The organism is Flavobacterium sp. YO64, from assembly GCF_004119505.1.
GTDB lineage: Bacteria > Bacteroidota > Bacteroidia > Flavobacteriales > Flavobacteriaceae > Flavobacterium > Flavobacterium oncorhynchi.
In genome coordinates, this window is sequence record NZ_NRQV01000003.1 from 87,236 (window position 1) to 99,930 (window position 12,695).

At 33.3% G+C, this 12,695-nt stretch carries 13 protein-coding genes; 5 read left to right on the forward strand and 8 right to left on the reverse strand.

What is annotated here, in order from left to right:
* The first annotated feature begins 221 nt into the window (after positions 1-221).
* Positions 222-1,223, forward strand: coding sequence for an NAD-dependent epimerase/dehydratase family protein (locus tag BOW57_RS02985; protein ID WP_129052995.1), 1,002 nt, complete (start codon positions 222-224; stop codon positions 1,221-1,223).
* Between the two features lie 2 nt (positions 1,224-1,225).
* Here BOW57_RS02985 and BOW57_RS02990 read toward each other — a convergent pair whose 3' ends face one another.
* Genes BOW57_RS02990 through BOW57_RS03000 form a run of 3 tightly spaced genes read right to left on the reverse strand, consistent with a single transcriptional unit; the run spans position 1,226 to position 3,787 of the window.
* Complete coding sequence (locus tag BOW57_RS02990; RefSeq protein ID WP_129052996.1) at positions 1,226-1,702, reverse strand: DUF4296 domain-containing protein; 477 nt, start codon at positions 1,700-1,702, stop codon at positions 1,226-1,228.
* Positions 1,703-1,711: 9 nt separating this feature from the next.
* Positions 1,712-3,052, reverse strand: coding sequence for a dihydroorotase (locus BOW57_RS02995; protein WP_089054306.1), 1,341 nt, complete (start codon positions 3,050-3,052; stop codon positions 1,712-1,714).
* Between the two features lie 9 nt (positions 3,053-3,061).
* Positions 3,062-3,787, reverse strand: a complete 726-nt coding sequence (locus BOW57_RS03000) for a polyprenol monophosphomannose synthase (RefSeq protein ID WP_089054307.1) — start codon at positions 3,785-3,787, stop codon at positions 3,062-3,064.
* Between the two features lie 104 nt (positions 3,788-3,891).
* Between BOW57_RS03000 and BOW57_RS03005 the strand changes: the two genes are divergently transcribed.
* The 4 genes from BOW57_RS03005 (at position 3,892) to BOW57_RS03020 (ending at position 6,341) form a co-directional block, all read left to right on the forward strand.
* The gene (locus BOW57_RS03005) at positions 3,892-4,560 is read left to right on the forward strand and encodes a DUF4271 domain-containing protein (protein ID WP_129052997.1); all 669 of its coding nucleotides are present in this window, start codon (positions 3,892-3,894) and stop codon (positions 4,558-4,560) included.
* 14 nt (positions 4,561-4,574) lie between these two features.
* Complete coding sequence (locus tag BOW57_RS03010) at positions 4,575-5,324, forward strand: uroporphyrinogen-III synthase (protein WP_089054309.1); 750 nt, start codon at positions 4,575-4,577, stop codon at positions 5,322-5,324.
* 218 nt (positions 5,325-5,542) lie between these two features.
* On the forward strand, positions 5,543-6,013 hold the full coding sequence (locus tag BOW57_RS03015; RefSeq protein WP_089054372.1) for an Lrp/AsnC family transcriptional regulator: 471 nt from the start codon (positions 5,543-5,545) through the stop codon (positions 6,011-6,013).
* A gap of 52 nt (positions 6,014-6,065) precedes the next feature.
* Positions 6,066-6,341, forward strand: coding sequence for a hypothetical protein (locus tag BOW57_RS03020; RefSeq protein WP_129052998.1), 276 nt, complete (start codon positions 6,066-6,068; stop codon positions 6,339-6,341).
* 85 nt (positions 6,342-6,426) lie between these two features.
* On the opposite strand, the gene BOW57_RS03025 is transcribed toward BOW57_RS03020, so the two are convergent.
* The 5 genes from BOW57_RS03025 to leuS all read right to left on the reverse strand — a co-directional run bounded on the left by BOW57_RS03025 (position 6,427) and on the right by leuS (position 12,553).
* A complete protein-coding gene (locus BOW57_RS03025) occupies positions 6,427-7,113 on the reverse strand; it encodes a zinc metallopeptidase (RefSeq protein WP_089054310.1) in 687 nt (228 codons plus the stop codon).
* 180 nt (positions 7,114-7,293) lie between these two features.
* Positions 7,294-7,887 (reverse strand): hypothetical protein, encoded by a 594-nt coding sequence (locus BOW57_RS03030; protein WP_129052999.1) that lies wholly within the window; start codon positions 7,885-7,887, stop codon positions 7,294-7,296.
* Positions 7,874-8,347 carry an RNA polymerase sigma factor gene (locus BOW57_RS03035; RefSeq protein ID WP_089054312.1) on the reverse strand — a complete coding sequence of 158 codons (474 nt, stop codon included), beginning with the start codon at positions 8,345-8,347 and terminating at the stop codon, positions 7,874-7,876. Before BOW57_RS03035 ends, BOW57_RS03030 begins: the two co-directional genes overlap by 14 nt.
* 2 nt (positions 8,348-8,349) lie before the next feature.
* Positions 8,350-9,198, reverse strand: coding sequence for an alpha/beta fold hydrolase (locus tag BOW57_RS03040; RefSeq protein ID WP_129053000.1), 849 nt, complete (start codon positions 9,196-9,198; stop codon positions 8,350-8,352).
* 490 nt (positions 9,199-9,688) lie between these two features.
* The gene (gene leuS / locus BOW57_RS03045; protein WP_129053001.1) at positions 9,689-12,553 is read right to left on the reverse strand and encodes a leucine--tRNA ligase; all 2,865 of its coding nucleotides are present in this window, start codon (positions 12,551-12,553) and stop codon (positions 9,689-9,691) included.
* Positions 12,554-12,695: the final 142 nt, after the last annotated feature.

Genomic DNA, 12,695 nt, shown 5'->3' on the forward strand with positions numbered 1-12,695 from the left:
AATATAATCAATGGTAATCGCAATGACAAAAACTTATGCCACAAAGGCGCTAAGGTGCAAAGTTTTGAATTTTTTAAAATAATATTTGTGCCTTAGCACCTTAGCAACAAAAAACCTTTGAACCTTTGTTTCTCTACAACTTTAAACCTTTACAAAAAAACCTTTGCAACTTTGTCTCTCTGCTTCTTTGCACCTTTCCAACAAAAACTTATATTTACAAAATGGTATTAGTAACTGGCGGAACAGGTTTAGTAGGCTCACATTTATTGCTTCATTTAATCGAAAATGGAGAAAACGTTCGGGCAATTTACAGAACCAAAAACAACATTCAAAAAGCAAAATCGGTTTTTGAACTTTACAAGAAAGAAGCTTTATTTGAAAAAATAGAATGGCTTGAAGCCGATATTTTAGACGTTCCTTCTTTAGAAAATGCTTTTATTGATATTGATTACGTTTACCACTGCGCCGCTCTAATTTCATTCGACCCCAAAGATGAAGAAGCACTTCGAAAAATAAACATCGAAGGAACTGCTAATATGGTTAATTTTTCGATTGCACTAGGTGTAAAGAAATTTTGCTTTGTAAGTTCTATTGCCGCACTTGGCGATTTGGCATCGCACGAAACTTACATTACTGAAGAAACAGACTGGAATCCCGAAAAACCACACAGCGATTATGCTATTTCTAAATACGGTTCTGAAATGGAAGTATGGCGCGCTCATCAAGAAGGTTTAGATGTTATAATTGTAAATCCCGGCGTAATTTTAGGACCAATTCCGAAAACAAAAAACAAACAGCAGGGAAGCGCTGAATTGTATTTAAAAGTTGCTAACGGTCTTTCATTTTATACTCTTGGAAGTACTGGTTTTATTACCGTTGACGATGTTGTAAAAATTTCTCGTCAATTAATGCATAGCGAAATTAAAAATGAGCGTTTTACTTTAATTGCCGACAATATTATTTTCAAAGATATTCTTGATACAATTGCCGAGGTTTTGAAAGTAAAAAAACCAAGCCGTCATGCAAAACCTTTATTTATGAATTTTCTATGGATGGCTGACGGAATATTTTCAACTTTATTTTTTCAAAAAAGACGCCTTACAAAAGCAACTGCAAAAGCTTCTTATTCTAAAAATCTGTATTCAAATGAAAAAATAAAAACCGCTCTAGAAACAGTTTTTACAGATGTACATCAATATGTTAAGGATATTTCTAAATTATAGAATTATTTTTTTGGCTGCGGTTTCATTTGTCGTCTTATAGAATCAAGATTTATTTGACTCTTTGTCTTTTTAATCGAATCTTTAGGCCTTTCTTTATCCTTAAGATTCACCGCTTTCATCGCCTTTTTCTCTTCAATTTTAACGATCGAATCTGTGTCTCTTTGATTTTTTGCTAATCGTTTTCCAACCTCATCAAACATCTCTTTGTAATTCTCATAATCTGCAGCATAATACATATTATTTTGAGCAAATTGAAGACTGTCTACTTTGTATTTCTTTAAAATAAACTTCGTTGGATTTGTTTCTGTAGAATCTAACGAAATTGGATTTTGATATTTCATTGCTTCCAAAAGAGACAAATCATACATAATATCAATCATTTTATCTTTCTCAATAAGTTTAGCGGGCTGTTTTACAACCTCTCTTTTACAACTTACAGAAAGAAATATAACTAATACTATTACAAAACAATTTTTCATTTCGCCTTTTTATCTATCAAACAATAAACGTTTTCCAGCACGGATATCTTTTACTTTAAAGTTATTGTAAACCATTTCACCATTTACAAAAGTGTGCGTAATTCTCGATTTAAAAGCCGTGCCTTCAAATGGAGACCAACCGCATTTGTATAAAATATTATCTTGATTTACACTCCAAGGCAAACTCGGATTTACAATTACCAAATCGGCATAATAACCTTCTTTAATAAAACCTCTTTTTTCAATTTTAAAGATTTTCGCAGGATTATGACACATTTTTTCTACAATTTTCTCTACGCTTATTTTACCTTGATGATGCGCTTCGAACATTGCTACAACGGCATGCTGCACAAGCGGACCTCCAGAAGGTGCTTTTAAGTAAGATTGTAACTTTTCTTCTTTTGTATGCGGCGCATGATCTGTTGCAATAACATCAATTCTACCGTCATTCAAAGCTTCCCAAAGTGCTTTTCTATCACTTTCGGTTTTTACAGCAGGATTCCATTTAATGAAATTCCCTTTTGTTTTATAATCTTCATCGGTAAACCAAAGATGATGCACACAAACCTCAGCAGTAATTTTTTTATCTTCTAATGGGATTTTGTTTGTAAACAATTCCATTTCTTTTGCTGTCGATAAGTGAAAAATATGCAAACGTGCTCCAGTTCTTTTTGCCAAAGCGACGGCTTTTGAAGACGAAATATAACAAGCTTCAGCACTTCTAATTAAATTATGTGCCGTTACTGGAACATCTTCACCATATTTTTCTTTGAACTCTGCTAAGTTATTTTGAATAGTAGTTTCATCTTCGCAATGTACAGCGATTAACATTGGTGTGCTTGAGAAAATTTTTTCTAAAGTTTCTTCTTTATCAACCAGCATATTTCCTGTTGAAGAACCTAGAAATATCTTAATTCCAGCAACATTTTTAGGATTCGTTTTTAGAACTTCTTCTAAGTTATCATTAGTAGCCCCCATCATAAACGAATAGTTCGCAAATGATTTTTGAGCAGCGATTTGATATTTATCTTCTAATATTTCTTGCGTAACAGCATTTGGAACCGTATTTGGCTGTTCGATAAAAGAAGTAATTCCTCCCGCAACCGCAGCTCTTGACTCTGATTCAATATCGCCTTTATGCGTTAAACCTGGTTCTCTAAAATGAACTTGATCATCAATTGCACCTGGAATCAAATAACTTCCTTCGGCATCGACAACAATACAATCAGATGATTTTAAACTGATACTGTCAGCGACTTCAACAATTAAGTCATTTTCTATAAAAACATCTCCATCAAAAATAGACCCTTCGTTTACAATTTTTGCATTTTTAATTAAAATCCTATTCATGTTCTATCTTTATAATGTATTGACTAATTTTTTTAATCTTAACGAAATCACTCCAAGAATTGCTTCTTTGATAATGGCGTTACTCATTTTCGAAACTCCTTTTGTTCTATCTGTAAAAATAATTGGCACTTCTTTAATTTCAAATTGAGCACAATAAGTTCTGTACTTCATTTCGATTTGAAACGCATATCCCACAAACTTTATTTTGTTAAGATTGATTTTCTCTAAAACTTCTCTTTTATAACAAACGAAACCAGCCGTTGCATCGTGAATTTTCATTCCAGTAATAAATTTCACATATACTGAAGCGAAGTATGACATCAAAACACGGCTTAAAGGCCAATTTACCACATTTACACCTTTTACATAACGAGAACCAATAGCCAAATCAGCTCCGCCAAAATGACAAGCATCATATAATTTCTCTAAATCATTTGGGTTATGCGAAAAGTCAGCGTCCATTTCAAAAATGAAATCGTATTTACGCTCCAAAGCCCACTTAAAACCATGAACATAAGCTGTTCCTAAACCCGCTTTTTTAGCTCTTTTTTCAAGAAATAATCTTCCAGAAAACTCTTCTTGCAAGGCAATCACTTTATCAGCAGTATGATCAGGAGAATTATCATCTATTATTAAAAGATGAAAAGGTTTATGCTGCGAAAGTACCGCTCTCACAATACTTTCAATATTTTCAATTTCGTTATAAGTTGGAATTATGACAATACTATCACTCATTTTTCTTGGTAATTTCACCGCAAAAGTAAACTTTTTATAGCATTTGGTTCATAATAAATACATAATAAAAGTATTGATGCAAAAAATTACTAATTTTGTGCGCTATGATTGAACAACTTCATCCTCGAATTATTGAAAACAAAGATTGGGCAACTGTTTTATTCATCCTGACCTTTGCGATTGTTGCTATAACAAAATCAGCATATGAAACTCGTTTTTCTGAGTTCAGCAGGTTGATTTTCTCAGACAAATATGCTAAAATTTATCGCGACAATAATCATATAAACAGCAGCTTTACTGTTGGTTTGTTTTTTGTACAAATTATTTCATTTGCTTTTTTTATTCAACTTACGATGAGCATTTATGGAACAGCGTCAAAAACAGATTATTTATTGTTTATCCGAATTGCAACTTTTCTTCTTTATTTTATTCTCGCAAAATATTTGATCGAAAAAATTGTAGCAGCTTCGTTCAATATTGATGAATTTATGGAACTTTTTAACTTACAAAAAGTAACCTACAGGACTTACATTGGCGTTTTAATACTTCCTATTAATGCTATTTTATTCTATTATAACAATATTCCAATAATTGTTCCGTTTACGATCATAGGTATTTCGCTGTGTATCAGCCTATACTCATATTTTATTTCAATTAAAACGTATCAAAACGCAATTATCGACAAGTTGTTTTATTTTATTTTATATCTTTGCGCTCTTGAAATAGCCCCTTATTATTTTCTCTATTATTGGATGACAAAAGGGAGTGCTTAGTAAATGTTTATAATATGAAAGTGAAAACAATTTTGGTGTCACAGCCTGAACCTAAAGTGGAGAATTCTCCTTACTTTGAGCTCCAACAAAAACACAAAATAAAAATTGATTTCAGACCATTTATTCATGTGGAAGGGGTTAGTGCAAAAGAGATTCGATTACAAAAAATCGACCTTAATCACTACACTGCTATCATTTTAACAAGTCGAAATGCTGTAGATCATTTTTTTAGAGTGGCTGATGAAATGCGCTACAAAGTTCCTGAAGGATTGAAATATTTTTGTCAATCTGAAGCAGTTGCATTTTATCTGCAAAAGTATGTAGTATACAGAAAACGTAAAATTTACGTTGGTGCTAAAGATTTTGCTGATTTATCGCCTCTAATTAAAAAATACAAAGACGAGAAGTTTTTACTTCCAGCATCTGACCAATTAAATGCAGACGCTCCAATAACATTAAATAGTCTAAAAGTAGATTGGGCACAAGCCGTTTTTTACAGAACTGTAATGAGCGACTTATCTGATCTTGCCGATGTTTATTATGATGTTTTAGCATTTTTCAGCCCAACAGGAATTAAATCATTGTTTAAAAACTTCCCAGACTTTAAACAAAACAATACCAGAATCGCTGTATTTGGAAGCACAACTCAAAAAGAAGCTTTAGATCACGGTTTAAGAATCGACATTCTTGCTCCAACACCTGAAACGCCTTCTATGACAATGGCTCTTGAAAAATACATCGCCGAAGCAAACAAAGGAAAATAAAACCTTAAGAATATAAAATATTTAAAATCCAAATTCCAACTTAATCACTTGGGATTTGGATTTTTTTTTACACCTTTTTGTTTACTGTGGTTTCAACCACAGGCTGTATTTTTGAAATTTGGGATTTAAAAAATTGGAATTTTATTTTCCCTTCATTTTAACTATATTTGATTTCTATTCTAAACCAAATTAAAAGAATTAGTTTCAAATTACAAGTTATGAAAATCAACTCCTTATTAATTGAAATTGACGGTATCGACAAAGAAATTCTTCGATATTTAATGGATGATGCCAGAAAACCTATTTTACAAATTGCTAATAAAATAGGCATCTCTGGAGCTGCAATTCATCAGCGTTTAAAAAAACTGGAACAATCCGGCGTTATTTCAGGATCTAAATTCACAGTAAACCCAAAAGTTCTGGGCTATAACACTATGGCCTTTGTAGGTGTTTATCTAGACAAAGCCTCTAGAAACTCCGAAGCCGTAAAAGATCTTAGAAAAATCCCAGAAGTACTGGAATGTCATTATACCACAGGAAATTGGTCTGTATTAATTAAAATCATCTGTAGAGATAACGAACATTTAATGCAGCTTTTAAATACCAAAATTCAAGCAATTGAAGGTGTTTCTAGAACCGAAACCTTTATTTCGTTAGATCAGCAGATAGACAGACAGATTCAATTATAAATGTGTCAATGAGAAAATTTGATAATTAGATAATTAGATAATTCACTGTTACATGTTAAATATTAGATCAGAATACAAGACCATATTCTTTTTCATTGTTTATTTCTCAATAACCTTCATTTACACCAAAATTGATCCAGGAGGTCCATGTGCTCCCGGAATGGGTGCTTTTCTATTTCTTCTTGCAATTCCGATAAGCATAATTTATACTATTGTTCTTTTTTACAAATTATATAAATCTGAAGAAAATCAATATTTATATTCCATTTACACCCTTGCAGGACTTTGGGCTTTACTTTATGTTCTTCTGCAATTAAATGAAAACTAAATAAAAAAACAAAACCCGACAGGTTTTAAAAACCTGTCGGGTTTGCTATAAATTATCTAATTGACTAATTATCTCAATTATCAAATTAGTTTCTTCTGCTTCCTGAGTAAATCGAGATATAGTACAACAGCGTTGCGATTGAACCTATAGCCGCAACAACATAAGTTCGTGCCGCCCATTTTAAGGCATCTTTTGCACCAGCCTGTTCTTGCTGAGTCAACATATGTTTGTTTTCTAACCAAGCCAAGGCTCTATTACTTGCATCATATTCTACCGGCAGCGTTATAATTGTAAACAATGTAGTTGCTGCAAAAATAACAATTCCAATTAGCAGTAATTGAGGAAAAGTCCTAATCATTAAGATCCCCGCAAGCAAAATCCATTGCACATAATTTGAAGCCACACTTACAATAGGCACTAATTTAGAACGCATTGTTAGCCATTCATAACCAATAGCATGCTGAACCGCATGCCCGCATTCGTGTGCCGCAACAGCCGCCGCCGCCGCATTACGATGATTGTAAACCGCTTCGCTTAAATTAACTGTCTTATCTGCAGGATTATAATGATCTGTTAACTGACCCGGAGTCGAAATAACGCGAACATCCGTAATACCATTATCAGCAAGCATTTTTTCAGCGATTTCCGCACCGCTCATTCCGTTTCGTAATTGCAGTTTAGAATATAATTCGAATTTACTTTTTAGTCTTGAACTTACCAGCCAGCTAAATAACATTATAGCTCCGGCAATAATTAAATATCCACTTCCCATATTTTTATCTTTTTTTGATTGATTTCTAAAGTTACAAAACAAATCACAATTTCTGAACCAAACTCTAAAAATGACATTTTGACATTTAAAACAGTAATTACGACAGTAGAAATATTAAAAATTTAACAAAAAAAAGACGCACTTCGGTGCGTCTATATAATATGGCCGTAAAATTATTCCTTAAAGCAGCTGATTATTTACTTCTTCAAACTTCTCAATCAGGGCATTTATTTTTAGCTGCTGTTTTTTAATTTGTTTTGGACGAATATAAAACCAATTAAACGCCATCCAAAGTAATGTTATTCCATAACACAAACTTGCACCCAAAGCACTCATTCTGCTGGCATATTCATACATATACAAACAAATTCCAGTTGTAAGCAGCAGAAAGTACAAACTCATCATTTTTGTCTGCATAAACTGTTGTTTCTTTTTAATCAAAATCAGTTTTTGTAAATATTCCTGATTCGTTTGTGTCGCATCGATATTTCTAAAAGGAGTCAATAATTTATTAAAAGCAAATACATAAATAACCATCGCCAAAATCGTCAAAACAATCCCGATTTTAGTCGAAATAAACTCCGGCTGATAATATATCCATATAAAAACAATAAATGCAGTTGTCAAAAAAAGCAAAACATTTGTTATCCATAAACTTCTTAAACCTGCTTTTTTAAATTTACTCACTCTCGACAGCAAATCTTTCATATCTGGTTGATTTATGGCTTGTTTTTTCCATAAATCTTTAAAATCTATATTGTTATCGTTGTCCATTTTCTTTAAATTTTTCGGTCAGTTTTTCTTTTATTCTGTGAATTTTCACTCTAACATTGGCATCAGAAAGTCCAACTATTTTTGCAATTTCTGACTGCTTAACTTCTTCTAATTCCAACGAAATAATGATACGTTCCGTTTCAGGCAATTCGGCTATGCATTTATACAAAAACTGAATTTGCGGTTCTATGGAAGTTTGTTTCTCTTCAGAAAGATGAATTGGCAAATCGGATTTCGGGAAACGCTTTTCTTTTTCAATCTGCCTTAAACAATTGTTAGATGCAATTCTGAAAATCCAAGTTCCAATAGCCGATTCGTTTCGAAAAGTTTCTAATTTCTGCCATACAATTATAAAGGTTTCCTGAGCCAAATCCTGCGCAGCATCATAATCATTTACGAAACCCATGCAAAGCCTGAATATTCTATCCCAATAAGTCTTATAGATTTCTTCAAATTCCATTCTTACGATTTTACAAAAGTGTTTAATTGCGCTAAATACCAAGCCGCATCGTCATACATAATAAAATGCAGACCTTTGCTCGCATACTTAAAATCAGCTGTTTTTAAATTTTTATATTGTTCCTCGATTGCTGGTTTTAAATTTATAAAATAAGATTCTAATAAAATTAATGATGAACATTTTATAGCAGCAATTTTATTTCTCAAATCGGTATTTGAAAAATCACAATACATTTGAGCAAATGTTTTTCGGTCTGATTTTAGACTCCAATCTACAACTGTATCCATTTTTGAAGCATCAGCCAAAAGTCTCGGCATTGTTTTTTTCTGCATTTCAAGAAACTGAGCATCTGTCATACCAGTCATTTGGCTTACCATTGCTGAACAATCATTATTTTCTTTTGATTTAAAAGAAGGATCCATCAATGCTGCCAAACACGGAAGCGCATCTACAACTACAATTTTCCTAATTAATTCTGGATAATCTGCTGCGATTGCAAGCGCAAGTCCGCCGCCCATACTGTGACCAATTAAAATTGGCTTTTCAATTTTATTGTCTTTAATATAATTTGCGATTTCTGTTTTCCAATTTTCGAATGATGGATTCTGTTGTGGTTTTACTCCTGCAAATCCTGCCATTGTAAATGTATAACAAGTATACTCTTTTTCGAAAGCAGTTTTGGTTTCATTCCACACCTCTCCAGAAGAAGCAAATCCGGGAATGAAAATTATTGATTGTTTTCCTTTTCCGGTTTTAATAACTTCGAAAGGATATGATTTTGTTTGTGCAAAAACATTTAGACATAAAGCTGAGAATAAGAATGCGATAAATAAGATGATATACTTTTTCATTTTTAATAGTTTTAAGTTGTTAATTTAATCGGATCCATGCTTTTGATACGACAACTATTAAAATGTTACAAAAGTTTTTAAAAATTTTAATAATAAAATTGTGAATCTCAATGTTAGTGCGGGTTTTTAACCGCTAGGAACACGAAGATTTACGTAAAGAACGCTAGATTTCCGCCACGAATTACGCGAATTTTCACTAATTTTCATTTCGAAAAACACATAGTTTGTCATTTCGACGAAGGAGAAATCTCCACGAGAAACTCGACAAAGATTGATTTATTGGAACGGAGTTACTTGCGAAGATTTCTCCTTCGTCGAAATGACAAGATTGTGGAGTTTCTTTGCTTTGTTCCGTTATAAATTGCACAAATTCAATTCGTGAAAATTCGCGTAATTCGTGGCGAAAAAACAAGACGTAAAAAAATAAAAAAAATCCCAAACCCCAATCGTAAAATTGGAATTTGGGATTTTTATATTGGAATTTATTTGGTTATCCAACCAAATTGATGATTTTCCCAGGAACGATAATTACTTTATTTGGCGTTCTGCCGTCTAATTGTTTTTGAGTTCTTTCGTCTTTCATTACAATTTCTTCGATTTGTTCTTTGGTTAAATCCAAAGGCAATTCGATGGTAAAACGCATTTTTCCGTTGAAAGAAACTGGATATTCTTTATTTGTTTCAACTAAATGACTTGCCTCAAAAATTGGGAACGATGCTTCAGAAATTGAAGCTGTATGTCCTAACTGCGACCATAATTCTTCGGCAATATGCGGTGCATAAGGCGAAACCAATATCGCTAACGGCTCTAAAATCGCTCTTGAGTGACAGTTTTGAGTAGACAATTCATTTACACAAATCATAAATTGAGAAACCGAAGTATTGAAAGAGAAACTCTCGATATCTTCTGCAACTTTTTTGATGGTTTTATGCAATGATTTCAAGTTGTCTTTTGTTGGTTCGTCGTTGTTTACGATTAAACCATTATCATCAAAATACAATCTCCATAATTTTTTCAAGAAACCAAAAACTCCCGAAATTCCGGCAGTATTCCAAGGTTTTGCCTGCTCTAACGGACCTAAAAACATTTCGTATAAACGTAATGTATCAGCTCCGTATTCGTTACAAATATCATCTGGCGTTACTACGTTGTAATATGATTTCGACATTTTTTCGACTTCACGGCCAACAATGTATTTTCCGTTCTCGTCAAAAATAAATTCTGCTGTATTGAAATCTTCTCTCCAAGCTTTGAATTTTTCGATATTCAATTCATCAGAAGAATTAACGAAATTAACATCAACACGAATTGGCTGTACATTCTGACCTTCAATTTTATTTTTAGACACAAAAGTATTTGTTCCTTCTAATCTGTAAACATACGCTGTCGTACCCAAAATCATTCCCTGATTAATCAGTTTTTTGAATGGTTCTTCGGTTGGAGCAAAACCTTTATCTTTTAAGAATTTGTTCCAGAAACGAGAATATAATAAGTGACCTGTTGCGTGCTCGCTTCCTCCAATATATAAATCTACACTTTCCCAGTAAGCCAAAGCTTCTTTGCTTGCAAATTCATTTTCATTGTGTGCATCCATATAACGCATCCAATACCATGAACTTCCCGCCCAACCCGGCATTGTGTTTAATTCTAGAGGAAAAATCGAAACATTGTCAACTAAATCTGTATTAACAACTTTATTTTGTTTTGTATCCCAAGCCCAAACTGCTGCATTTCCTAATGGAGGCAGACCGTCTTCTGTTGGTAAATATTTTTCTACTTCTGGCAAAATAATTGGCAAGTGCTGTGCATCAATCATTTTTGGCAATCCATTTACATAATAAACTGGAAATGGTTCTCCCCAATAACGCTGGCGAGAGAAAACAGCATCACGCAAACGGTAATTTGTTTTTCCTTTTCCTTGTCCTAATTTTTCTAATTCAGCGATTGCTTTTTGAGTTGCCTCTTTATAATTTAATCCGTTTAAGAAATCAGAATTAGCGATTTCAACGTTATCTTTTGATCCGTAAGCTGCTTCAGAAATATCAACATTTGCAAAAATGTTTTTAATTTCCTGCATTCCGTTTTGACCTTTAAAGAAATTAGCAAAAGCATAATCTCTTTCGTCTCCGCAAGGAACTGCCATTACAGCACCAGTTCCGTAACCTGCCAAAACATAATCACCAATCCAAACTGGAATCGCTTCTTTTGTGAATGGATGTTCTGCATAAGCTCCTGTAAATACTCCTGAAATAGTTTTTACATCTGCCATACGCTCACGCTCAGAACGTTTTGATGTTTTTTCGATATAAGCTTCAATTGCCGCTTTTTGTTCTGGAGTTGTAATTTTAGCAACCAAATCATGTTCTGGCGCCAAAGTCATAAACGTTACTCCAAAAATAGTATCAGGACGAGTAGTAAATACCTCAATAACTTCATCGTGATTCTTCACATTAAAAGTCACCAAAGCCCCAACCGATTTCCCAATCCAGTTTCTTTGAGATTCTTTTATAGACTCGCTCCAATCGATATCATTTAAACCTTGAAGTAAGCGTTCGGCATAAGCAGAAATTCGCATACTCCATTGTGTCATTTTTTTTCTTATAACAGGAAAGCCTCCACGCTCAGAAACTCCGTTTACAATTTCGTCATTCGCCAAAACAGTTCCTAAACCAGGACACCAGTTTACTTCGGTTTCAGCCAAATACGTCATTCTGTATTGCAAAAGGATTTTTTCTTTTTGATCTTCAGAATAAGCGTTCCATTCATCTGCAGTAAAAATCGCTACGTTGTCATCACAAACTGCTTCAACCAATGCATTTCCGCTTTCTTCAAAAACTTTTACAAGCTCTGAAATTTCAAAAGCTTTCCCTTGTTTTTTGCAATACCAAGAATTGAACAATTGGATAAAAATCCATTGCGTATGTTTGTAATAATCAGGATTTGAAGTTCGCACTTCACGCGCCCAGTCAAATGAGAAACCAATTTTATCTAATTGTTTTCTATATCCTGCAATTTGCTTTCCTTCTTTGTCTACTCCGCCATCAATATTTACACGCGTTGTATCTTCTGGACGTTGTCCTGTCTGAATCGCGTATTGTTCTGCCGGCAATCCGAAACTATCGTACCCCATTGGATGCAAAACATTGAAACCTTGATGTCTTTTGAAACGAGAATATACATCTGAAGCTATATAACCAAGCGGATGCCCAACATGCAGTCCTGCTCCTGATGGATAAGGAAACATATCGAGTACATAATGTTTAGGTTTTTCAGAGTTATTTTTTGCTGCAAAAGTTTGATTTTCTGCCCAATATTTTTGCCATTTGGCGTCAATTTCGTTTGGATTGTACTTCATTTCTAAGTGACTAAGATTCTAAGTTACTAAGGTTCTAAGGCTTTTCACTAAATTAATTATTAGGCGCAAATTTACATTTATTGTTGCTTGTTGCAAAGCTATTTCACTGACAAACAAATAAAATAACAAAATACTTATTTTA